Consider the following 20,768-nt stretch of genomic DNA (forward strand, 5'->3'; position numbering starts at 1 on the left):
GGCTACTCCCGTCCGAGGGGTCGCAGTTCGTATTTCGGGTTGAAGAGCACCCGGCGGCCCCGGCTCATCGAGATCCGGCCCGATGCGATCAGCTTGCGCCCCGGTTCTATGCCCACGATGGAGCGCCTGCCGAGCCACACCACGTCCAGCGCGGCGGAGCCGTCGAACAGCTCGGCCTCCAGGGCCGGGACTCCGGCGCGCGGTCGCAGTGTGACCGTGCGCAAGGTACCAGTTACGGTGACGATCTGCCGGTCACGGCAGTCACCGATCCTGGTGCACCCCGCGGTCTCGGCGTCTTCCCGCAGCTCCTCGGACTCCAGGTCCTCCTGCGACGAGGAGAGCCGGTCGAGCATCCGCCGGAACCGGCCGACCGGCTTTTCGGAACGAGGGACAGCTGTCATATCCGAAGCGTACCGGGATCCACCGACAGGACCGTACGGCAGCTCACGTCTCGAACCGGGACCCCACCCCCGGCCAACCCCGCGGCTCACTTCTCGAACCGGTACCCCATCCCCGGCTCCGTGATGCCGCATCCCCCGGGGGGCAACCCCCGGACCCCCGGCCGACCCCCCGGCTCACTTCTCGAACCGGTACCCCATCCCCGGCTCCGTGATGAAGTGCTTCGGGTGTGACGGGTCCGCCTCCAGCTTCCTGCGCAGCTGGGCCATGTACACGCGCAGGTAGTTGGTCTCCGTACCGTACGACGGCCCCCACACCTCCTGCAGGAGCTGCTTCTGGCTGACCAGGCGCCCGGTGCTGCGGACCAGCACTTCCAGCAGGTGCCACTCGGTCGGGGTGAGCCGGACGTCCTTGCCGGAACGGTTGACCTTCTTCGCGGCCAGGTCGACGGTGAAGCCCTCCGTCTCCACGGTCGTCACATCGTCCTCGCCGGGCCCGACCGGCTCTGCCCGGCGTACGGCCGCCCGCAGCCGGGCCAGCAGTTCGTCCATGCCGAAGGGCTTGGTGACGTAGTCGTCGGCGCCCGCGTCCAGCGCCTGGACCTTCTCGTCCGAGGAGTGGCGGGCGGACAGGACCAGGATCGGCACCCGGGTCCAGCCGCGCAGCCCCTTTATCACCTCGACGCCGTCCATGTCCGGCAGGCCCAGGTCGAGGACGACCGCGTCGGGGTGACGGGAGGCGGCGAGGTCGAGGGCGGTCCTGCCGTCGGCCGCCGCGTCGACCTCGTACTTGCGCGCCTTGAGGTTGATCACGAGGGCGCGCACGATCTGCGGCTCGTCGTCGACCACGAGCACCCGGGTCATGAGGCCTGCCTTTCCGGTTCTGTGCTGTGCTCCCCGAGAGGGAGGGGCTCGGGACCCGATCCTGCCGCGCGGAGGCTGAGCACCATGGTGAGCCCGCCGCCCGGCGTGTCCTCGGCGTCCAGGGTGCCGCCCATGGCCTCGGCGAAGCCGCGGGCGACGGCGAGGCCGAGGCCGACCCCGGCACCGCGCGGGGCGTCGCCGTAACGCTGGAAGGGTTCGAAGATCCGGTCCTTCGCCTCGTCCGGCACGCCGGGCCCGCGGTCCACGACACGCACCTCGACCCGGTCGCTCATGGCGCTGGCGGACACCAGGACGCGCAGTCCGGGCGGGCTGTACTTGACGGCGTTCTCCACCAGGTTGGCCACCGACCGCTCCAGCAGCCCGGGGTCGACGGCGACCATGGGCAGCGTCTCGGGGACGTCCAGCTCGACGCTGTCCTCGGGTACGCCGCCGAGCGCCATCGGGACCACCTCGTCCACGTCGATCTCGCGGATGAGCGGGGTGACGGTGCCGGTCTGCAGGCGGGACATGTCGAGGAGGTTGCCCACGAGGTGGTCCAGCCGGTCGGCGCCCTCCTCGATGCCCTGCAGCAGCTCCGCCCTGTCCTCCTCGGACCAGGCCACGTCGTCGGAGCGCAGGGAGGAGACCGCGGCCTTGATCCCGGCGAGCGGGGTGCGCAGATCGTGGCTGACGGCGGCGAGCAGGGCGGTACGGATGCGATTGCCCTCGGCCAGCTCCTTGGCCTGGTCCGCCTCCTCCTGAAGACGTCTGCGGTCCAGGGCGACGGCGGCCTGGGCGGCGAAGGCGGCGAGCACCCGGCGGTCCTCTGCGGGCAGTACCCGGCCGGTCAGCGCGAGAGCCATGTGGTCGCCGACCGGCATGTCGACGTCGGCGTCCTCGGGCCGCACCAGCGGCGGCCCGAACCCGGCGCGGCCGGCGCAGGTCCACGGCTCGACGTCGCTCCTGCGCTCCAGCAGGGCCGCCGACTCCATGGCGAAGGTCTCCCGGACCCGCTCCAACAGCTCCTCCGGGCCGGTCTCGCCGCGCAGCACGTTGCCGGCGAGGAAGGAGAGGATCTCGGACTCGGCGCGCAGCCGGGCGGCCTGTTGGGTGCGCCGGGCGGCGAGGTCCACCACCGAGGCCACCGACATGCCGACGCCGAAGAAGATCGCGATGGCCACGATGTTCTTGGGGTCGGCGATCGTCAGCCGGTGCAGGGGCGGGGTGTAGAAGTAGTTCAGCAGCAGGGAGCCGAAGGCCGCCGAGGCCAGGGCGGGCAGCAGGCCGCCGAGCAGGGCCGCGGCGACCGTCACCGCCAGGAACAGCAGCATGTCGTTGGCGAGGCCGAGGTCGACGGTGTTCAGCAGCACCGCGAGGACCGCCGGTCCGGCCAGGCCCACCAGCCAGCCCGAGGTGATCCGGGCCCGGCCGAGCCGCCCACCGCGGGCGACGGGCAGTCCCCGGCCCTTGGCGACCTCCTCGTGGGTGACGATGTGGACGTCGAGGTCGGGGCCGGAGTCCCGGGCGACCGTGGCGCCGACGCCGGGCCCGAAGACGTACTGCCAGGCCTTGCGGCGCGAGGAACCGAGCACGATCTGGGTGGCGTTGACACCGCGCGCGAAGTCGAGCAGGGAGGCCGGTAGTCGTGTGTGGGCGACCAGCGCGGTGGCCCTCTCGGTGCGCACGACGGCCCGGAGCAGCTCCGTCACCGCATGGGCGGTCTCGGCGTCCGGCCGGCCGGTGGGCTCGTCGGCGATGAGGAGGGCGGGGCGGTTGGCGAGGGCGCGGGCGATCGCCACGCGCTGCTTGCTGGCCGCAGGACAGCTCACCCGGCCCTGGAAGCCGAGCGCCTGCCGCAGCCGCTCGGCGAGGTCGGTGCCGTAGAGGTCCTGCCCCTGGATGCGGCTGGTCTCGGCGACGTGCACGCACGCATGCGAAAGGGCCGCGCCCCTGGGGTGCGGCCCTTTCGTCGTCCCGTTCTCAGCGGACCTCGGTGATCTCCGGTCCCCGCTGCAGCTGGCCCATGCCGCCGGAGAAGCGCGAGCCCTCCACCTCCTCCTGCTGGACGCCCTCGGGGACCATCTGGGCGTCGTTCGGCAGCTTGAGGACGATCGGGTCGCGGGGCGCCATCGGTCCTTCGCCGCGGACCACGACCGTGTCCCGGAAGATCTGCTCCAGCAGGCCGGCGGCCTGCGGCTGCACGGCGCCCTGGCCGGAGATCACACCGCGCAGGAACCAGCGCGGGCCGTCCACGCCGACGAACCGCACGACCTGGAAACCGCCGGTGCCGTCCGGCAGCTGCACCGGTACCTGGGCGCGCAGCTCCCAGCCCAGCGGACCCTCGACCTCGTCGACGATGCCGCCCTGCTGGGTGATGCCGCCCGCGATCTCCTCGCGGACCTCGCCCCAGATGCCCTCGCGCTTGGGCGCGGCGAAGGCCTGGAGCTGGATGGCGCTGTCGCGCAGCACGACGGTCGCCGCGACGATCGCGTCACCGGCGACCTCGACCCGCAGTTCCATGCCGTCGACGCCCGGCACGAACAGACCGCCGAGGTCGACACGGCCCTCGCCCGGGTCGCGCACCTCGCTGCTGTCCCACGGCCCGTCGGGCCGGGGCCCGGGCTCCAGCCGGACGCGCTCGCGCTCGGTCTCCTCTTCGTCCGCCTCGGTGTCGACGCTGTCGACGACCTGCTCGGCCTCGCCGGCCGCGTCCTCGGCGGCACCCTTCTTCTTGCGACGTCCGAACACGTCACTGTCCTTCCCGGTCGGATACGACCGAAGCGTATCGATTCCCACCCGTCCGACCGCCCGTGGCGGCCTGACCGCTTGTGCCGCTTTCGCCACCCACCGCGGCATGGCCGCCGGTGGACCCGAAGCCCCCCTCGGCCCGCGCCGAATCGGGAAGTTCCGCCACCTCCTGGAAGCGGACCCTCTCGACCTGCTGGACGACCAGTCGGGCAATCCGGTCGAAGCGCTCGAACCGCACGGACTCGCGCGGGTCGAGATTCACCACGATCACCTTGATCTCCCCACGGTACCCGGCATCAACCGTCCCCGGGGCATTCACGAGGGCGACACCGCAGCGGGCGGCGAGCCCCGACCGGGGGTGCACGAAGGCCGCGTACCCCTCCGGGAGGGCGATCGACACGCCCGTGGGCAGCACGGCCCGCTCACCGGGCTTCAGTTCACAGGCCTCGGTGGTGCGCAGATCGGCTCCGGCGTCCCCCGGGTGTTCGTACGCCGGAAGCGGCACGTCCGGATCGATGCGGCGGATCAGCACGTTCAGGGGGTCCCGGCCGACGGGGCTCGTGGGACTGCCGGGAGTCACGGGTTCACCTCGAAGGCGCGAGCGCGCCGGAACCGGTCCGGGTCGCTCATGGCGGCCCGGATCTCTTCCGTGCGGCCGTGGTCGATGAAGTGGTCGACCTTCACCTCGATGAAGAGGGCCTCGGCGCGCACGGCGACGGGCCCCTCGGGGCCGCCGATCCGCCCGGTGGCGGTGGAGTAGATCTTCCGCCCGGCCACGGCGGTGACCTCCGCCTCCAGGTGCAGCGTGGTGCCCACCGGAACGGGCCGCACGAAGTCCGTCTCCAGCCGGCCGGTGACGGCGATGGTCCGCAGCAGCCAGTTCAGCGAGCCCAGGGTCTCGTCGAGCGCGGTGGCCAGCACTCCGCCGTGCGCGAGCCCCGGGGCGCCCTGGTGGGCGGGCTGGACGGTGAACTCGGCGGTCAGCGAGACGCCCTCTCCGGCGCGCGCCTCCAGGTGCAGCCCGTGCGGCTGCTGGTGTCCACAGCCGAAGCAGTGTTCGTAGTGGGCGCCGAGAAGCTCGCCGGGGGCGGGAGCGTCGGGGTGCCGTACCGGTTTCACCGCGTCGGCGGGAGGCTGAAGAGCTGCGGAACTACCACTCACGACCGCAGACCTTACCCGCGCGTCGGCGGGATGCGGACACCGTGCCAAGCTTGGCTCCATGCAGCTCTCCGCCACCCCCTACGAAGAACGCCTCACCGCCCCCCGCTCGTGGTGGCTGATCAGCTTCCTCGTGGGTGTCTCGTTCGCCCTGATACTGCTCCCCTTCGGCACTCTGCCGCTGCTCGGCGGCCTGGTCGGCGGTACGGCGGCGTCCGCGGTGGTGGGCAGCGCCTACGGCTCCCCGCGCATCCGTGTCGTGGGCGACTCCCTGATCGCGGGCGAGGCGAAGATCCCGGTGTCGGCGCTCGGCACGTCGGAGGTCCTGGACGCGGAGGCGGCCCGCGCCTGGCGGACGTACAAGGCCGACACCCGCGCCTTCCTGCTGCTGCGCGCGTACATCCCCACGGCCCTGCGGGTGGAGGTCACGGACCCGGCGGACCCGACGCCGTACCTGTACCTGTCGACGCGGGAACCGGAGCGGCTGGCGGCGGCGATCGAGGCGGCCCGGGACGAGCAGGCGTAGCCCCTCTTCCGCAGGTCAGTTCCCGAGTTCCTCGGGGAGGTCGCTCAGCTTCAGCGGGTGCTCGGGCTTCTCCAGCGGCGGGAGCTCGGTCAGCGCTTCCCACGGCACCTGGGTCTTCCGCAGATCCGTCCGGATCCGCGCGGCGAGTCTCTTGGTGTCCCGGCGGTTCATGACCGCCCCCACCGCCGCGCCCAGCATGAACGGCATGAGGTTGGGCAGGTCCCGGACCATCCGCTTCGTGATCTGCTGGCGCAGCTCGCGTTTCATCTGGCCGCCGAGCGCCGCGTCGACGGTCGCCGGTTTCGTCATGTTGATCCCGCGCTCCCTCGACCAGGAGGAGAGATACGCGGTACTGCGGGCCTTCAGGTTCCCCGGCGGGCGTACGCCGTACACCTCGTGCAGCTCGGCGACCAACTTAAGCTCGATCGCCGCGACTCCGGTGATCTCCGCGGCCAGCTCGGTGGGCATGGCCGGCGGCACCGGCAGCATCGCCGCCGCCCCGATCCCGGCCCCGACCGTCGAGGTCCCGGCCGCCGCGCCCGCCACGAGCTTGTCGGCGAGTCGCTCCGGGTCCAGGCCCGGGAACTGCCTGCGCAGCGTGGCGAGGTCGCGTACGGGGATACGCGGGGCGATCTCGATGATCCGGTCCGCGAGGTACGCCAGCCCCGTCCGAGCCCGGCTGCCGCCCCTACGGGCGCCTTCCCGGGCCAGATGCCTGGCCTTGTCCCGGATCACCGCGGCCCGTCGCCGGGCGACGGCCGCGGGCTGCTCCGCCGACGTCGGCAGGCCGCCCGGACCGGACGCCGACTCGAGCGAGGCTCCCGTACCGGCTGAGCCCCGCTCGTCGTCACGCGCGCCGTGCGGGCCGTCGTGCGGCCCCTTGTCCGCTCCCCACGGGGGGAAGCGGCGCTTCCGTGGAGGGGTCGAGCCAGTCACGGCCGACCCGTCCTCAGTCGCAGTCGCGGCAGATCGGCTGACCGTTCTTCTCCCTGGCCAGCTGACTGCGGTGATGCACCAGGAAGCAGCTCATGCAGGTGAACTCGTCCTGCTGCTTGGGCAGCACACGGACGGCCAGCTCCTCGTTCGAGAGGTCGGCGCCCGGGAGCTCGAGGCCCTCAGCGGCCTCGAACTCGTCGACGTCCACCGCGGAGGTGGACTTGTCGTTCCGGCGAGCCTTCAGCTCTTCGAGACTGTCCGAGTCGACGTCGTCGTCGGTCTTGCGTGGAGTGTCGTAATCGGTTGCCATGGTCACTCTCCCCCTCTGGGTGTCTGCGGTGTCTCCAGCGCACGTAACGCGTGAGAGGCCGGACTTGTGCCCGACCTGAGGCGGAGATTTTGCCTCACATCAAGGTCTGTTACTCAATCGACACCCAACCCGATTCCTCAAGAGTGATCGGCTTGGATGGCGGTGAGGACCGTACACGGTTCGAATGCCGCACCTCAAAGGCGCCTCACCGTGTACTTCCCGTGATCAAGAGCCCTGAAAACAAGGATTTTCCGGCTTTGCGGACCCTGTCATGATCACGGAGAGTGCAGGGCCGGAAATCCGCCCATGTGATTGATCACACAGGGGCAACCCCGAACAGTGGTCAGAAATTCCGCGCAAAGCGAACGTCCTCCGCGTGTGTCGACTCTGATCACACCGGCAGGGTGACGCGCATCACCAGACCACCTCCCTCGCGGGGCTGCGCCACGATGTGGCCGCCGTGGGCCCGGGCCACGGACCGGGCGATGGACAGGCCCAGTCCGACGCCCTTGTCGCTGCCCGTGCGCTCCGTACGGAGCCGCCTGAAGGGCTCGAAGAGGTTGTCGATCTCGTACGCCGGCACCACCGGCCCGGTGTTCGACACGGTCAGCACCGCCTGCGCGTGCTCGATCTCGGTGGTGACCTCGACCCAACCGCCCTCCCGTCGCCCGCCACCGCCCTTGTTCTGAAGCGCTTCGCGCTGCCCCTCCTCATTGGGCACGTTGTAGCGCACCGCGTTCTGCACCAGGTTCAGGGCGATCCGCTCCAGCAGCACACCGTTGCCCTGCACCACGGCGGGCCTGCGATCACCGCGGATCTTGACGCCCTTGGCCTCCGCCTCGCCGTGCACCTGGTCGATGGCCTGCCCGGCCACCTCGGCCAGGTCGACCGGTTTGCGCTCGACGATCTGGTTGTCGCTGCGGGCGAGCAGCAGCAGGCCCTCCACCAGCTGCTCGCTGCGCTCGTTGGTGGCCAGCAGCGTCTTGCCGAGCTGCTGCAGCTCCACCGGGGCGTTCGGATCGGACAGGTGCACTTCCAGGAGCGTGCGGTTGATCGCGAGCGGTGTGCGCAGCTCGTGGGAGGCGTTGCCGACGAAGCGCTGCTGGGCGGTGAAGGCCCGCTGGAGGCGCTCCAGCATGTCGTCGAAGGTGTCCGCCAGCTCCTTCAGCTCGTCGTCCGGTCCGTCCAGCTCGATCCGGCGGGACAGGTCCGAGCCGGCCACCTGACGGGCGGTGCGGGTGATCCGGCCGAGCGGGGACAGCACACGGCCGGCCATCGCGTAGCCGAACGCGAAGGCGATCACGGCCAGGCCCAGCAGGGCCAGCAGCGAGCGGCTGAGCAGGTTGTCCAGGGCCGCCTGGCGCTGTTGGTCCACGCAGTGCGCGATCGCGTCCTTGAAGTCCCCGAGGGGCAGGCTGGTGGTGTTGATCGCGGGGCAGTTGTCGCTGGAGACCTGCAGCTTCTGGAAGCTGACGATCTTGAACAGCGGCTGGTTGCCGGTGTTGATCGCCTGCGCGGCGAGCAGGTAGATGATCGACAGCAGGAGGATGCCGGCGATCAGGAACATGCCGCCGTACAGCAGCGTGAGCCGTATCCGGATGGTCGGGCGCAGCCACGGGAAGGGGGGCTGCGGCCTGCGGGGGTCCCAGGTGGGTTTCGGTGGCGCCTGGGGCGGCGCGGGTGTCGTGGCCACGGCGGATCAGATCCGGTAGCCGGAGCCGGGCACGGTGACGATCACGGGCGGCTCGCCGAGCTTGCGGCGCAGCGTCATGACGGTCACGCGCACGACATTGGTGAAGGGGTCGGTGTTCTCGTCCCAGGCCTTCTCCAGCAACTGCTCGGCCGAGACGACCGCGCCCTCGCTGCGCATCAGCACCTCCAGGACCGCGAACTCCTTGGGCGCGAGCTGGACCTCCTTGCCGTCGCGGAAGACCTCGCGGCGGTTGGGGTCGAGCTTGATGCCGGCGCGCTCCAGGACCGGCGGCAGGGGCACGCTCGTACGGCGTCCGAGGGCCCGCACCCGCGCGATCAGCTCGCTGAACGCGAACGGCTTGGGAAGATAGTCGTCGGCGCCGATCTCCAGGCCCTCGACACGGTCGCTGACGTCACCGGAGGCGGTGAGCATGAGCACGCGCGTGGGCATGCCCAGTTCCACGATCTTGCGGCAGACGTCGTCGCCGTGCACGAGCGGGAGGTCGCGGTCGAGGACCACCACGTCGTAGTCGTTGACGCCGATGCGCTCCAGGGCGGCCGCACCGTCGTACACGACGTCGACGGCCATGGCCTCCCGGCGCAGTCCGGTGGCCACCGCATCGGCGAGCAGTTGCTCGTCCTCGACGACGAGTACGCGCACGTCGCTTGTCCTTCCTGTGTCCACCCGCGTAGCGCGCCGTGAGCGCGCGCGGGCAGGGGTGTCCGTGGGATGTGACCTCCATCCTGCCCTTTTCGGCCATAAGTCGGCTGTAAGGCGGTGTCCGGGGGCAGGGATCCGGCTGTCGGCCCGGGATTACGGGATTTTTTCGGGGGGTTGAGGTTTCCGTGGAGGGGAGCGGGGGGAGGACGGCTTTACACCCCGCGATCACGCTCTGCACGTGCCGCAACACCATGCGGTACATCGCGATCCGCTTCCGCAGAGTGGGCGTGGGTGTCCGGCACAGTCGCCGCCCAGCAGGGCAGTGCTGGGCACCTGCGTAAGACGTGATCGCCCCTTCCGAACGGCACACCCCCGTGCCACCGACCCACGACCCAGGACGAGGGGGCGCAGCATGGACGCATTCACCGCAGGACTTCTGCAGCGCATAAGGGCGACCGAGTCCGACCTGTCGCGGGCTCGTGACGAGGGCGACGACTTCCTCGTCGAGGTGGAGCAGGCCGAGCTCGACGACCTGCGCCGCCTCGCCGCCGAACACGGTGTGGAAGTCGGCGCGTCACGCGTCTGATCGGCCCGAAGCGCACGAGCAGGACCCCCGGCGAATCCAGCGCCGGGGGTCCTGCTCGTTGCGTAGGGGCGACGAGGATGGCCCAGCGGGCGACGTGGGCGCTGGACGTCCCCACCTCCTGCCTGCGCCGACGCCGCCGACGGCCGTGCCGGCGGCTCAGTCGTGCCAGGCTCCGAAGTCCTCCAGCAGCCGCTGGAGCGGCTCGAAGACGCCCGGGGTCCCCGCCACCGTCAGGACCCGTGAGGGGCGCTCTCCAGGCCGTCCACCGGTCAGGGCACCGGCCTCCCGGGCGATCAGGTCACCCGCCGCCACGTCCCACGCGTTCAGTCCCCGCTCGTAGTACCCGTCCAGCCGGCCGCAGGCCACATCGCACAGGTCGACCGCGGCCGAGCCGCTGCGCCGGATGTCGCGCAGCAGCGGGATGAGCCGGCCGGCCACCGCGGCCTGGTGGGCGCGGACCTCGGCGACGTAGTTGAAGCCGGTGGAGACCAGCGCCTGGTCCAGCGGGGGCGCGGGGCGGCACGACAGCTCGCGCTCGCCCTCCCACGCGCCGGTCGCCCAGGCACCGCCGCCGCGCACCGCGTGGTACGTCTCGCCGCGCATCGGGGCCGCGACGACCCCGGCGACGGTCGCGCCGTCCTGCTCGGCCGCGATGGACACGGCCCAGGTCGGCAGCCCGTACAGGTAGTTGACGGTGCCGTCGAGCGGGTCGATCACCCAGCGGACGCCGCTGGTGCCCTCCACACAGGCGCCCTCCTCACCGAGGAAGCCGTCCTGCGGGCGCTCTCCGGAGATCAGGTCGGTGATCAGCTTTTCCGCCGCGATGTCCATCTCGGTGACGACGTCGATCGGGCTGGACTTGGTCCTGGCCACCTCCAGGTCGGCCGGGCGGCCGTCCCGGAGCAGGTCGCCGGCGCGTCGGGCGGCCTCCTCGGCCAGGTCGAGCAGGTCCCTGTGCAGGGCGTCGGTCACGGGTCTCCTCACGCGTAGGGGCTGTCGGCGCCCGCGGCGGCCGGGCGGGGGGCACGGGCGGGGCAGCAGCCGACCGGGCAGAGGTTGCGGGCGGGGCCGAGTGCGCCCAGGGCGCACGGTGCGACCTCCTGCCCCCGCTCCAGGCCTGCCCGCTCCATGATCAGGTCACGGACGGCGGCGGCGAACCGCGGGTCGGCGCCCACGGTGGCCGAGCGGCGGACCGGCAGCCCCAGTTCCTCCGCCTTGGCCGTGGCCTCCGTGTCGAGGTCGTAGAGGACCTCCATGTGGTCGGAGACGAAGCCGATGGGGGCCATGACGACGGCCGGGACGCCCGCCGCGTGCTGCTCCTCCAAGTGGTCGCAGACGTCCGGCTCCAGCCAGGGGATGTGCGGTGCGCCCGAGCGGGACTGGTAGACCAGCCGCCAGGGGTGGTCGACGCCGGTGCGTTCGCGGACGGCGTCGGCGATCAGCTGGGCCACGTCCAGATGCTGCTCGACGTACGCGCCGCCCTCCCCGTGTGCCTCGACCGGGCCGGAGGTGTCGGCCGCGGCGGTCGGGATGGAGTGGGTGGTGAAGGCGATGTGGGCGCCCTCGCGTACGTCCTCGGGGAGGTCGGCGAGGGAGCGCAGCACGCCGTCGATCATGGGCTCGACGAAGCCGGGGTGGTTGAAGTAGTGCCGCAGCTTGTCGATCTTCGGCAGCTCCAGTCCCTCGGCCTCCAGGGTGGCCAGCGCGTCGGCGAGGTTCTCGCGGTACTGGCGGCAGCCCGAGTAGGAGGCGTAGGCACTGGTGGCCAGCACCAGGATGCGGCGGCGGCCGTCGGCGACCATCTCGCGCAGGGTGTCCGTCAGATACGGCGCCCAGTTGCGGTTGCCCCAGTAGACCGGCAGGTCCAGGCCGTGCTCGGCGAAGTCCTTGCGCAGGGCGTCCAGCAGGGCGCGGTTCTGGTCGTTGATGGGGCTGACCCCGCCGAAGAGGAAGTAGTGCTGCCCGACTTCCTTGAGGCGTTCCTTGGGGATGCCACGCCCGCGCGTGACGTTCTCCAGGAACGGGACCACGTCGTCGGGGCCTTCGGGGCCGCCGAAGGAGAGCAGAAGCAGGGCGTCGTAGGGAGTGGCATCGAGCGCGTCTGGCATGTCTCGATCCTGCCACCCGCCAAGGACAGCAGGGCAACAGCGGGGTGAAGAGTCGGATTACGGGCGGTTCAGTCCAGTTTTTCCCGCCGCATTACGGCTGTGATCAGGATGCCCTGATTCGTAAGCTGTATCAGCCGCATTCGCGCCTTACTGAGCCGCTTCGGAGACCACGTGCCCAGCCCCTACCGCGCCCTGTTCGCCGAGCCCGGCACCAAGCGCTTCTCCGCCGCGGGCTTCCTCGGCCGGATGCCGCTGTCGATGATGGGCATCGGCGTGGTCACGATGGTGTCGCAGCTCACCGGGCGCTACGGCCTCGCGGGCGCGCTCTCGGCCACCCTCGCGCTGTCCGCCGCCGCGATCGGGCCGCAGATGTCCCGGCTGGTGGACCGGCACGGTCAGCGCCGGGTGCTGCGCCCCGCGACCCTGGTGGCGCTCGCGGCGGCGTCCGGACTGCTGCTCGCCGCGCACCGGCGGTGGCCGGACTGGGTGCTGTTCGTCTGCGCCGCCGGCATCGGCTCGGTGCCGAGCCTGGGCGCGATGATCCGGGCCCGCTGGGCTGCCCTGTACCGGGGTACGCCGAAGCTGCACACCGCCTACTCGTTCGAATCGGTGGTCGACGAGGTCTGCTTCATCTTCGGGCCGATCATCTCCATCGGCCTGTCCACGGCCTGGTTCCCGGAGGCGGGTCCCCTGCTGGCCGCCTGTTTCCTGGCCGCCGGCGTCTTCTGGCTGACCGCCCAGCGGGCCACCGAGCCGGAACCGCACCCGCGCGCCGACCACGGGGGCGGCAGCGCGCTGCGCTCGGCCGGGCTCCAGGTGCTGGTGGCCACCTTCGTGGCCACGGGGGCGATCTTCGGGTCGGTCGACGTGGTCACCGTCGCCTTCGCCGACGAGCGCGGCCACAAGGGTGCCGCGAGCGTCGTGCTGGCGCTGTACGCGGCCGGCTCCTGCGTGGCCGGCGTGGTCTTCGGGCTGCTGCGGTTCGCGGGAGCGCCGGAACGTCGCTGGCTGCGGGGCGTGGGGGCGATGGCCGTGAGTATGATCCCCCTCCTACTGGTCGGAAACCTGCCGCTTCTGGCCGTGGCGCTGTTCGTTGCGGGGCTGTCCATCGCACCGACGATGATCACGACGATGTCCCTCATCGAAGAGCACGTACCTCGCGCGAAGCTCACCGAGGGCATGACCTGGGTGAGCACCGGTCTCGCGGTCGGTGTCGCGCTCGGCTCCTCCGTGGCCGGCTGGGTGATCGACGCAGCCGGTGCGCGTGCCGGGTACGGGGTTCCGGCCGTGTCCGGGGCCGTCGCGGTCGCGGTGGGTTTCCTCGGGTACCGCCGGCTCCGCAGGCCGGCCGCGGGTCGGGGAGGCACCGTTGAGCACCACAGCGAGCGCAAGGAACGGCACCTGGCGTAACTGGGGCGGCAATGTCGCCGCCCGCCCCGCCCGGCAGGTCGCGCCGGCCTCGGTGGAGGAGCTGGCGGCCGCGGTGCGCCGGGCCGCCGAGGACGGCCTGAAGGTGAAGGCGGGGGGCACCGGGCACTCCTTCACGTCCATCGCCGCCACCGACGGTGTGCTGATCCGCCCTCAACTCCTGACCGGCATCCGCGCCATCGACCGCAGCGCCATGACCGTCACGGTCGAGGGCGGCACCCCGCTCAAGAGACTCAACGCGGCGCTGGCGCGCGACGGTCTGTCGCTCACCAACATGGGCGACATCATGGAGCAGACCGTCTCCGGCGCCACCAGCACCGGCACGCACGGCACGGGCCGCGAGTCGGCCTCGATCGCCGCGCAGATCAAGGGGCTCGAACTGGTCGCGGCGGACGGCTCGGTGCTCACCTGCTCCGAGAAGGAGAACCCCGAGATATTCGCGGCCGCACGAATAGGCCTCGGCGCGCTCGGCATCGTCACCGCGATCACGTTCGCCGTGGAGCCGTTGTTCCTGCTCAGCGCCCGTGAGGAGCCGATGGCCCTCGACCGGGTGCTGGCCGAGTTCGACCAACTGTGGGCCGAGAACGAGCACTTCGAGTTCTACTGGTTCCCGCACACCGTCAACACCAACACCAAGCGCAACAACCGCAGCGCGGGCCCCGAGCAGCCGATGGGGCAGCTGGCCGGGTGGTTCGAGGACGAGTTCCTGTCCAACGGCGTCTTCCAGGTGGCCCAGTGGGTCGGACGCGCAGCCCCCGCGACCATTCCGGCGATCGCACGGATCTCCAGCAAGGCCCTGTCCGCGCGGACGTACACGGACATCCCCTACAAGGTCTTCACCTCACCGCGCCGGGTGCGGTTCGTGGAGATGGAGTACGCCGTTCCGCGCGCGGCCCTGGTCGACACGCTGCGCGAACTGAAGGCCATGGTCGACCGCTCCGGTCTGCGCGTCAGCTTCCCGGTCGAGGTGCGCACCGCCCCGGCCGACGACATCACCCTGTCCACCGCCTCCGGCCGGGACAGCGCCTACATCGCCGTCCACATGTTCCGGGGCACCCCGTACCAGGCGTACTTCACTGCCGCCGAGCGCATCTTCACGGCGCACGAGGGCCGGCCGCACTGGGGCAAGGTGCACACACGGGACGCGGAGTACTTCGCCCGGGTGTACCCGCGCTTCGGCGAGTTCACGGCACTGCGGGACCGGCTCGACCCGGAACGGCTGTTCCAGAACGACTACTTGCGGAGGGTTCTGGGGGCGTAGGCGTCACCGACCGTCGGGCGCGTACCGCCGCTGAAGCCTCTGCCGGACACCATGCGCCGAGACCGTACACCCCGGAGTTCGCAGTTCAACCGGCCACACCAGAAGGGGACGTACACACGAAACCATTAATTCCGTTTCTGGGGATTGCGTGAAGTTCGCCACGTTCGTGATCACCAGAACCGGTTGCGGACGGCCAAGTCGCACCCCTTGCCAGAAGTTGGACGGCGCGCCCATCCACGCACATGGTCCAAATGGAGTACTGTTGCGAGCCCTGGGTCCGGTCTCCCACCAGGGTGTCCGCGGCCTCGCAGGACCGCCGGGAGGGGGCTAGTTGCACAGGGTGACGGAGTTTGTTACTTAGCGTTGCGAACAGGTAACCGTGCCATAACGGCGATCCAGGGCCCGTGCCCGACACGCCGGGCAACTCGGCAAGGTTGTGGCAGGCTGCACCCGGGCAGGCCACACTCGACTAGCGGAAGCAGCGACGCACGTGACGTCGGCAGGCACCACCCGGGAGGTCCCCATGCCCGAACTGCGTGTCGTGGCCGTCTCGAATGACGGCACACGGCTGGTGCTGAAGGCTGCCGACTCTACGGAGTACACGCTTCCGATCGACGAACGCCTGCGCGCCGCCGTGCGCGGCGACCGGCCCCGCCTCGGCCAGATCGAGATCGAGGTGGAGAGCCATCTCCGCCCCCGAGACATCCAGGCGCGTATACGTGCGGGTGCCACCGCGGAAGAGGTGGCCCAGCTCGCCGGCATCCCCGTCGACCGGGTACGGCGCTTCGAGGGTCCGGTGCTGGCCGAGCGTGCCTTCATGGCCGAGCGTGCCCGCAAGACCCCGGTGCGCCGCCCCGGGGAGAACTCCGGCCCGCTGCTCGGCGAGGCCGTCCAGGAGCGGCTGCTGCTGCGCGGAGCCGAGAAGGACACCGTGCAGTGGGACTCCTGGCGCCGCGACGACGGCAGCTGGGAGGTCCTCCTCGTCTACCTGGTCGCCGGCGAACCGCACTCGGCGAGCTGGACCTACGACCCGCCCCGGCGGCTCGTCCAGGCCGTGGACGACGAGGCGCGCTCGCTGATCGGTGAGTCCGACGACCTCGCCGTACCGGAGCCGAGTTTCCCGTTCGTCCCGCGCATCGCCCGGTTGCCGCGCGACCGTTCGATGGACCGGGCCCTTGAGCGGGGGGACCGGGAGCGGCCGAGCCTGCCGGCGCAGTCGTCCGAGCCCGCCGAGGAGAGCACGGGCGAACGCGATTCGCTGACCAGCCTGCTGGAGGCGGTGCCGAGTTTCCGGGGCGACATGGTCGTGCCGGAACGGCCGTCGGAGGCCATGGAGGAGCCCGCCGAGGAACCCGAGGCGGAGGAGCCTCCGGCGCCTGCGGCCTCGGCCGGTTCCGCCTACGCGGACGTCCTCATGCCCCGCTCGGTGGGCAGCCACCGCGACCGGCTCATCGGCGCCACCGACCGCCAGGCGGAGGCCGACGGCGTCCGTCCCGGCCGCCGGGCCGCGGTCCCGAGCTGGGACGAGATCGTGTTCGGGACGCGGCGCAAGAAGCAGGAGTAAACCGGTCGTACGGCCGTATGAAGTGGGGGCACGCGTGCGTGCCCCCACTTTGTCCGCTCGCCTACTGCGGGTCCGGCCCCACCGCGACCGGACGGGACGGGTCCGCCGACCACTCCGACCAGGAACCGACGTACAGTGCCGCCGGGATGCCCGCCACCGCCAGGGCCAGCACCTCGTGGGCGCCCGAGACACCCGAGCCGCAGTAGACACCCACCGGCGCCTCCTCGGACACACCCAGGGCCTTGAAGCGGTCCCGCAGGTCCGCCGCGGGCAGGAAACGGCCGTCCGGGCCCACGTTCTCGGTCGTCGGCGCGGACACCGCACCCGGGATGTGCCCGCCGACCCGGTCGATCGGCTCCACCTCGCCGCGGTACCGCTCCCCCGCGCGCGCGTCGAGCAGCACTCCCGAGCGGGCCAGCGCGGCGGCCCCGTCCGCGTCGAGCAACCCGGCCGCGCCCGGCGCCGGTTCGAAGTCCCCCTCGGCCGGAGCGTGCGCCTGCGTCGACAGCTCGCCCCGCCAGGACGGCAACCCGCCGTCGAGGACCCGCACGTCCGGGTGACCCGTCCAGCGCAGCAACCACCACGCGCGCGCGGCGGCCCAGCCCTGCCCGCCGTCGTAGACGACGACCGGCCGGGCGGCCGACACGCCCGCGCGGCGCATGGCCGCGCCGAACTCCGCGAGGTCGGGCAGCGGATGCCGGCCGTGTTCCCCGGCGGCCGAGGCCAGCTCCCGGTCCAGGTCGACGAAGACCGCGCCCGGGATGTGCCCGGCCGCGTACTCGGCCCGGCCGTCGAAGGCCGGGGCGCCCGCCGCCTTCGCCGTGCTCAGCTGCCAGCGCACGTCCAGCAGCACCGGCGGGGCCTGTCCGGCCAGGTCATGGGCAAGTTCGGTTGCGGTGATGATGGCTCTCATGACGTCCATCCTTACGCCAGGGGTGGCCGCGGCGTCCAGGTCCGGCTACTCTGCTCGGCCGGACAGGCTCGATCACGAGGCGTATGGGATCGGGCACACGCTGTACAACTGCCGGACAACCGTCGGCCATCGTCAGGAAGCGGCGAGAGACGGCACATCAGGCATCCTCCCGAAGGTGGCGCCGGGTGATCGGCGCGGCCCGGTCAAGCAGCACCTCGGGGGATGCGGGTACCGGTACGGGCGTGCACGCGCAGCGGCACACCCCTTCCGGGGAGCGAAAGCGACACGGCCACCGTGAGGGGCCGGGGAGAGAGTGATCGATGACCGAGGCACGGGAGTCGGCCGGCCCACACGCGCGTCGCGCGCCCGGCTCGCCCTGCTGGGTGAGCCTGATGGCGCACGGGCTGGCCGCGACCGAGGAGTTCTACGGGGCCCTGTTCGGCTGGGAGTTCCGGCCGGGGCCGCAGCAGCTCGGCCCGTATGTGCGGGCACTGCTCGACGGGAACGAGGTGGCGGGCATCGGCCAGCTGCCGCCGGACCACCGGCTGCCGGTCGCCTGGACCCCCTACTTCGCCTCGGACGACGTGGACCGGACGGCCGACCAGGTGCGGCTGTGCGGCGGCACGGTGGCCGTCGGACCGCTGGACGCGGCCGAGGCCGGGCGGATGGCCATCGCCTCCGACACCTCCGGCGCGGTGTTCGGCATCTGGCAGGGGCCGGCGCACCTCGGCGCGGCGATCAGCGGCGGCCCGGGCACTCCCGCCTGGAACGAGCTGCTCACCTTCGAGACCGAAAGCGTCGCCAAGTTCTACGAGACCGTGTTCGGGTACGGGGAGGAACCGGTCGTGTCCGCCGACTTCGACTACATGACCCTGGACCTCGCGGGCCGTCCGGTGGCCGGCCTGCACGGCGTGGGCCATGCGCTGCCGCGGGACCGCGGTTCCCACTGGCTGACGTACTTCGAGGTCGCGGACGTCGACGCGACGCTGCGCCAGGTCGCCGAGCTGGGGGGCCGCGTACTCGGGCCGGCCCACGACAGCGAGCACGGGCGGGTCGCCATGGTGGCGGACCCGGAGGGGGCGGTGTTCTCGGTGATCCAGAACCCGCATTGATCCGCTTCGGCCGGCCTCAGGCCGTGGACACCGGCAGGACGTCCGGGGACAGGGCCGCCGCACGGGCCGACGCGGCGGTCATCCGGCGGCGGTGGTGGCGGCGGCACAGCACCTCGTAGCCGACCTCGCCCGCGGACTGGTTGACGTCGCCGACGACCACCTGGGCGCCCTCGACGACCATCTCGCCGCCTATCGTGCGGGCGTTGTGCGTGGCCCGGGCCCCGCACCAGCACAGCGCCTCGACCTGCAGCACCTCGATGCGGTCGGCCAGCTCCACCAGCCGCTGGGAGCCCGGGAAGAGCTTGGAGCGGAAATCGGTGGTGATCCCGAAGGCGTACACGTCCATGCCGAGGTCGTCCACCACGCGGGCGAGCTGGTCGATCTGCCCGGGCGCGAGGAACTGCGCCTCGTCCGCGATCACATAGTCCGCGCGGCCGCCCTGGGAGAGGTGCTCGACGATGTAGCCGTACAGGTCCTGGCCGTCCTCGACCTCCACCGCGTCGGTGACCAGGCCCAGCCGGGAGGACAGCTTGCCCTCGCCGGCCCGGTCGTCCCGGGTGAAGATCATGCCGACGAGGCCGCGCGCGGAGCGGTTGTGCTCTATCTGCAGAGCCAGCGTGGACTTCCCGCAGTCCATCGTTCCGGAGAAGAACACCAGCTCGGGCATGAGGAGTTGAGCACCTTTCGGCGAGTGGTCGGGGCAGGGAGCTTCAGGAGCGTACTTCGAGCAGCGGGACCAGCTGCTCCGCCGGGGTCATCGAGCCGTGGTTGCCGACCAGCGCCGACTCCTTGGGCTCCCGCTCGGAGGCGATGATCAGGACGTCGTCGTGCGCGGCCGCGACCACGTCCCCGATGCGCGGATACACGCGCTCGTCGCACGCACCGGGCCGCCCGAACCAGCCCGCCGCGATCGCCTCCTCCCGCGAGGCCACCCAGAACTGCTCGCCGAGCACCTCGCGCCAGACGGTCAGGACGTCGTTCTCGGCGCCCGGCACCGCGTACACGTGCCGCGCCCGCCCCTCCCCGCCGAGCAGGGCGACGCCGGCACGCAGCTCCCAGTCCTCGTCGAAGTCGATGCGGTGCTGCTCGTCGAACGGGACGTCGACCATGCCGTGGTCGGCGGTGACGTACAGCGCGCTGCGCGGCGGCAGCTGCTCGGCGAGGCGCTGGGCGAGCCGGTCGACGTACATGAGCTGTCCGCGCCAGGTGTCGGAGGCGACGCCGTAGCGGTGTCCGGCGCCGTCCAGCTCGGCGTAGTACGTGTACACCAAGGAGCGGTCACCGGCCGCCAGTTGCTCGGCCGCGAGGTCCATGCGGTCCTCGCCGGTCAGCCGCCCGTGGAAGGTGCCGCCGCTGAGCGCGACCTTGGTGAGCGGGGTGTGCTCGAAGGCGGGCGAGGACACCTGGGCGGCGTGCACGCCGGCCTCGTGGGCCAGCTGGAAGACCGTGGGGTACGGCTGCCAGGGGCGCGGGGCGGTCCACGGCTGCCAGCGGAGCTGGTTCATCAGCTCGCCGGTGGCCGGGTTGCGGACGGCGTAGCCGGGCAGGCCGTGGGCACCCGGCGGCAGGCCGGTGCCGACGGAGGCCAGGGAGGTCGCGGTGGTCGCCGGGTAGCCGGTGGTGAGCGGGCGTCCCGAGCCGCCGCGCGAGCTGCCGAGCAGCGAGGTCAGGAAGGGCGCCTCGTCGGGGTGCGCCCTGAGCTGCTCCCAGCCGAGCCCGTCGATCAGGAAGACACAGACCCGGTCGGCCGGGGTCAGTTCCGTGATCGTGGCGGTCGTGCCGGGGACGCCGAGGCCGGCGGCCAGCGTGGGCAGCAGGTCGGCGAGCGAGCCGCTGCCGTACTCGGGCAGCGGAGCCGTGTCCAGGGCGAGCGGTTCGGGGTGGTCCCAAGGGGAAGGCTGGGCCATCAGCTCGTGATGTCCGCGGTCGCCTCGGAGATGGACTGTGCGAAGGCGAGCGCCTGGCGCACCGTCTCCGGCCCGTCCCCGGCCTCGCTGACACGCAGGCTGAGGTCGTCTGCCGTGGAGCTGCCCGTGTAGCCGTGGTCGGCCTCGCAGTTGGGGTCGCCGCAGGCGGCGGGCTCCAGGTCGATGCGGTTGACCGCGCCCCAGCCGATGGTCAGTACGACCTCGCGGGGCAGCGTGCCCGGCGTGTACTGCTCCGGGTTCGCGACGACCCGGCTGACCACGACCGACGAGATCCGGCCGAGCTTCACGGACTCCGTGGACGTCGTGGCGTACGGCGTCGGGGAGGTGCTGTCGGCGGCCTGCTCGTCGGTGTGGCTGACGATGAAGCGGTTGCCGGTGAGGACCAGGACGGTCACATGCCGGCGCACTTCGTTCTGGTCGAACGTGGTCTCCTGATGGACCAGGTACGACCGGATGGGCTCGCCGCCCACAGCGGCCTCCACCGCCTCGGCCACGAGGGCCGGGTAGTAGCCGCTGCGCTCGATCGCCACGCGCAGCCCCTGGGTCGTCGTACTGGTCTTGGCCATGGCGTCCAT

Annotated in this window: 21 protein-coding genes and 1 pseudogene; 6 read left to right on the forward strand and 16 right to left on the reverse strand. The window is 71.7% G+C overall.

Features of this window, described 5'->3' with window-relative positions:
• Nucleotides 1-2 precede the first annotated feature (2 nt).
• The 6 genes and pseudogenes from ACFZDC_RS08070 to ACFZDC_RS08095 all read right to left on the reverse strand — a co-directional run bounded on the left by ACFZDC_RS08070 (nucleotide 3) and on the right by ACFZDC_RS08095 (nucleotide 5,171).
• On the reverse strand, nucleotides 3-401 hold the full coding sequence (locus tag ACFZDC_RS08070; protein ID WP_391321320.1) for an OB-fold nucleic acid binding domain-containing protein: 399 nt from the start codon (nucleotides 399-401) through the stop codon (nucleotides 3-5).
• A 174-nt stretch (nucleotides 402-575) separates the two neighbouring features.
• Nucleotides 576-1,262 carry a response regulator gene (locus ACFZDC_RS08075; protein WP_391321321.1) on the reverse strand — a complete coding sequence of 229 codons (687 nt, stop codon included), beginning with the start codon at nucleotides 1,260-1,262 and terminating at the stop codon, nucleotides 576-578.
• Nucleotides 1,259-2,902: pseudogene (locus tag ACFZDC_RS08080) on the reverse strand (ATP-binding protein); the annotation flags it as partial. The pseudogene ACFZDC_RS08080 and the gene ACFZDC_RS08075, both read right to left, overlap by 4 nt.
• A 340-nt stretch (nucleotides 2,903-3,242) precedes the next feature.
• Complete coding sequence (locus ACFZDC_RS08085; protein ID WP_391321323.1) at nucleotides 3,243-4,010, reverse strand: DUF3710 domain-containing protein; 768 nt, start codon at nucleotides 4,008-4,010, stop codon at nucleotides 3,243-3,245.
• Nucleotide 4,011: 1 nt separating this feature from the next.
• Entirely contained in the window at nucleotides 4,012-4,590 is a 579-nt protein-coding gene (gene dut, locus ACFZDC_RS08090; protein WP_391321325.1) for a dUTP diphosphatase, read from the reverse strand.
• Entirely contained in the window at nucleotides 4,587-5,171 is a 585-nt protein-coding gene (locus ACFZDC_RS08095) for a hotdog domain-containing protein (protein WP_391321327.1), read from the reverse strand. Before ACFZDC_RS08095 ends, dut begins: the two co-directional genes overlap by 4 nt.
• A 58-nt stretch (nucleotides 5,172-5,229) precedes the next feature.
• Between ACFZDC_RS08095 and ACFZDC_RS08100 the strand changes: the two genes are divergently transcribed.
• Nucleotides 5,230-5,694, forward strand: coding sequence for a DUF3093 family protein (locus ACFZDC_RS08100; protein WP_391321329.1), 465 nt, complete (start codon nucleotides 5,230-5,232; stop codon nucleotides 5,692-5,694).
• A 15-nt stretch (nucleotides 5,695-5,709) separates the two neighbouring features.
• On the opposite strand, the gene ACFZDC_RS08105 is transcribed toward ACFZDC_RS08100, so the two are convergent.
• The 4 genes from ACFZDC_RS08105 to ACFZDC_RS08120 form a co-directional block, all read right to left on the reverse strand.
• Nucleotides 5,710-6,630, reverse strand: a complete 921-nt coding sequence (locus ACFZDC_RS08105) for a hypothetical protein (protein ID WP_391321331.1) — start codon at nucleotides 6,628-6,630, stop codon at nucleotides 5,710-5,712.
• 13 nt (nucleotides 6,631-6,643) lie between these two features.
• A complete protein-coding gene (locus tag ACFZDC_RS08110) occupies nucleotides 6,644-6,940 on the reverse strand; it encodes a DUF4193 domain-containing protein (RefSeq protein ID WP_005481602.1) in 297 nt (98 codons plus the stop codon).
• A 391-nt stretch (nucleotides 6,941-7,331) separates the two neighbouring features.
• On the reverse strand, nucleotides 7,332-8,633 hold the full coding sequence (locus ACFZDC_RS08115; protein WP_391321333.1) for an ATP-binding protein: 1,302 nt from the start codon (nucleotides 8,631-8,633) through the stop codon (nucleotides 7,332-7,334).
• A gap of 6 nt (nucleotides 8,634-8,639) precedes the next feature.
• The gene (locus ACFZDC_RS08120) at nucleotides 8,640-9,293 is read right to left on the reverse strand and encodes a response regulator transcription factor (protein WP_003993508.1); all 654 of its coding nucleotides are present in this window, start codon (nucleotides 9,291-9,293) and stop codon (nucleotides 8,640-8,642) included.
• Nucleotides 9,294-9,705: 412 nt separating this feature from the next.
• On the opposite strand from ACFZDC_RS08120, the gene ACFZDC_RS08125 reads away from it, so the two are divergent.
• A complete protein-coding gene (locus ACFZDC_RS08125; protein ID WP_023546087.1) occupies nucleotides 9,706-9,879 on the forward strand; it encodes a hypothetical protein in 174 nt (57 codons plus the stop codon).
• A gap of 156 nt (nucleotides 9,880-10,035) precedes the next feature.
• Here the strand turns inward: ACFZDC_RS08125 and ACFZDC_RS08130 are convergent, their stop codons facing one another.
• Together ACFZDC_RS08130 and ACFZDC_RS08135 are read right to left on the reverse strand one after the other, a co-directional pair.
• Nucleotides 10,036-10,851, reverse strand: coding sequence for an inositol monophosphatase family protein (locus ACFZDC_RS08130; RefSeq protein ID WP_391321336.1), 816 nt, complete (start codon nucleotides 10,849-10,851; stop codon nucleotides 10,036-10,038).
• An 8-nt stretch (nucleotides 10,852-10,859) separates the two neighbouring features.
• The gene (locus ACFZDC_RS08135; protein WP_391321338.1) at nucleotides 10,860-11,987 is read right to left on the reverse strand and encodes a ferrochelatase; all 1,128 of its coding nucleotides are present in this window, start codon (nucleotides 11,985-11,987) and stop codon (nucleotides 10,860-10,862) included.
• A 171-nt stretch (nucleotides 11,988-12,158) separates the two neighbouring features.
• On the opposite strand from ACFZDC_RS08135, the gene ACFZDC_RS08140 reads away from it, so the two are divergent.
• From ACFZDC_RS08140 to sepH, 3 genes are all read left to right on the forward strand, one after another.
• The gene (locus ACFZDC_RS08140; RefSeq protein ID WP_391321340.1) at nucleotides 12,159-13,397 is read left to right on the forward strand and encodes an MFS transporter; all 1,239 of its coding nucleotides are present in this window, start codon (nucleotides 12,159-12,161) and stop codon (nucleotides 13,395-13,397) included.
• The gene (locus ACFZDC_RS08145; protein ID WP_391321342.1) at nucleotides 13,357-14,676 is read left to right on the forward strand and encodes a D-arabinono-1,4-lactone oxidase; all 1,320 of its coding nucleotides are present in this window, start codon (nucleotides 13,357-13,359) and stop codon (nucleotides 14,674-14,676) included. The genes ACFZDC_RS08140 and ACFZDC_RS08145 overlap by 41 nt, the downstream gene beginning before the upstream one ends.
• Before the next feature lie 523 nt (nucleotides 14,677-15,199).
• The gene (gene sepH, locus ACFZDC_RS08150; protein WP_391321344.1) at nucleotides 15,200-16,240 is read left to right on the forward strand and encodes a septation protein SepH; all 1,041 of its coding nucleotides are present in this window, start codon (nucleotides 15,200-15,202) and stop codon (nucleotides 16,238-16,240) included.
• Between the two features lie 61 nt (nucleotides 16,241-16,301).
• Here sepH and ACFZDC_RS08155 read toward each other — a convergent pair whose 3' ends face one another.
• Nucleotides 16,302-17,153 carry a rhodanese-like domain-containing protein gene (locus tag ACFZDC_RS08155; RefSeq protein ID WP_391321346.1) on the reverse strand — a complete coding sequence of 284 codons (852 nt, stop codon included), beginning with the start codon at nucleotides 17,151-17,153 and terminating at the stop codon, nucleotides 16,302-16,304.
• Nucleotides 17,154-17,473: 320 nt separating this feature from the next.
• On the opposite strand from ACFZDC_RS08155, the gene ACFZDC_RS08160 reads away from it, so the two are divergent.
• Complete coding sequence (locus ACFZDC_RS08160; RefSeq protein WP_391321348.1) at nucleotides 17,474-18,265, forward strand: VOC family protein; 792 nt, start codon at nucleotides 17,474-17,476, stop codon at nucleotides 18,263-18,265.
• 16 nt (nucleotides 18,266-18,281) lie between these two features.
• Here ACFZDC_RS08160 and ACFZDC_RS08165 read toward each other — a convergent pair whose 3' ends face one another.
• Genes ACFZDC_RS08165 through ACFZDC_RS08175 form a run of 3 tightly spaced genes read right to left on the reverse strand, consistent with a single transcriptional unit; the run spans nucleotide 18,282 to nucleotide 20,759 of the window.
• Nucleotides 18,282-18,932 (reverse strand): thymidine kinase, encoded by a 651-nt coding sequence (locus ACFZDC_RS08165; protein ID WP_391321350.1) that lies wholly within the window; start codon nucleotides 18,930-18,932, stop codon nucleotides 18,282-18,284.
• Nucleotides 18,933-18,975: 43 nt separating this feature from the next.
• A complete protein-coding gene (locus ACFZDC_RS08170; protein WP_391321352.1) occupies nucleotides 18,976-20,172 on the reverse strand; it encodes an alkaline phosphatase family protein in 1,197 nt (398 codons plus the stop codon).
• A complete protein-coding gene (locus ACFZDC_RS08175) occupies nucleotides 20,172-20,759 on the reverse strand; it encodes a DUF5998 family protein (RefSeq protein ID WP_391321355.1) in 588 nt (195 codons plus the stop codon). Before ACFZDC_RS08175 ends, ACFZDC_RS08170 begins: the two co-directional genes overlap by 1 nt.
• Between the last annotated feature and the right edge of the window lie 9 nt (nucleotides 20,760-20,768).

It is taken from the genome of Streptomyces sp. NPDC007905 (genome assembly GCF_042959345.1).
Taxonomy (GTDB): Bacteria; Actinomycetota; Actinomycetes; order Streptomycetales; family Streptomycetaceae; genus Streptomyces.

Coding starts and splice junctions, on each gene's coding strand:
- ACFZDC_RS08070 (WP_391321320.1), bottom strand. CDS start 401: ATGACAGCTGTCCCTCGTTCCGAAAAGCCGGTCGGCCGGTTCCGGCGG.
- ACFZDC_RS08075 (WP_391321321.1), bottom strand. CDS start 1,262: ATGACCCGGGTGCTCGTGGTCGACGACGAGCCGCAGATCGTGCGCGCC.
- ACFZDC_RS08100 (WP_391321329.1), top strand. CDS start 5,230: ATGCAGCTCTCCGCCACCCCCTACGAAGAACGCCTCACCGCCCCCCGC.
- ACFZDC_RS08110 (WP_005481602.1), bottom strand. CDS start 6,940: ATGGCAACCGATTACGACACTCCACGCAAGACCGACGACGACGTCGAC.
- ACFZDC_RS08125 (WP_023546087.1), top strand. CDS start 9,706: ATGGACGCATTCACCGCAGGACTTCTGCAGCGCATAAGGGCGACCGAG.
- ACFZDC_RS08135 (WP_391321338.1), bottom strand. CDS start 11,987: ATGCCAGACGCGCTCGATGCCACTCCCTACGACGCCCTGCTTCTGCTC.
- sepH (WP_391321344.1), top strand. CDS start 15,200: ATGCCCGAACTGCGTGTCGTGGCCGTCTCGAATGACGGCACACGGCTG.
- ACFZDC_RS08155 (WP_391321346.1), bottom strand. CDS start 17,153: ATGAGAGCCATCATCACCGCAACCGAACTTGCCCATGACCTGGCCGGA.
- ACFZDC_RS08160 (WP_391321348.1), top strand. CDS start 17,474: ATGACCGAGGCACGGGAGTCGGCCGGCCCACACGCGCGTCGCGCGCCC.
- ACFZDC_RS08165 (WP_391321350.1), bottom strand. CDS start 18,932: ATGCCCGAGCTGGTGTTCTTCTCCGGAACGATGGACTGCGGGAAGTCC.
- ACFZDC_RS08170 (WP_391321352.1), bottom strand. CDS start 20,172: ATGGCCCAGCCTTCCCCTTGGGACCACCCCGAACCGCTCGCCCTGGAC.
- ACFZDC_RS08175 (WP_391321355.1), bottom strand. CDS start 20,759: ATGGCCAAGACCAGTACGACGACCCAGGGGCTGCGCGTGGCGATCGAG.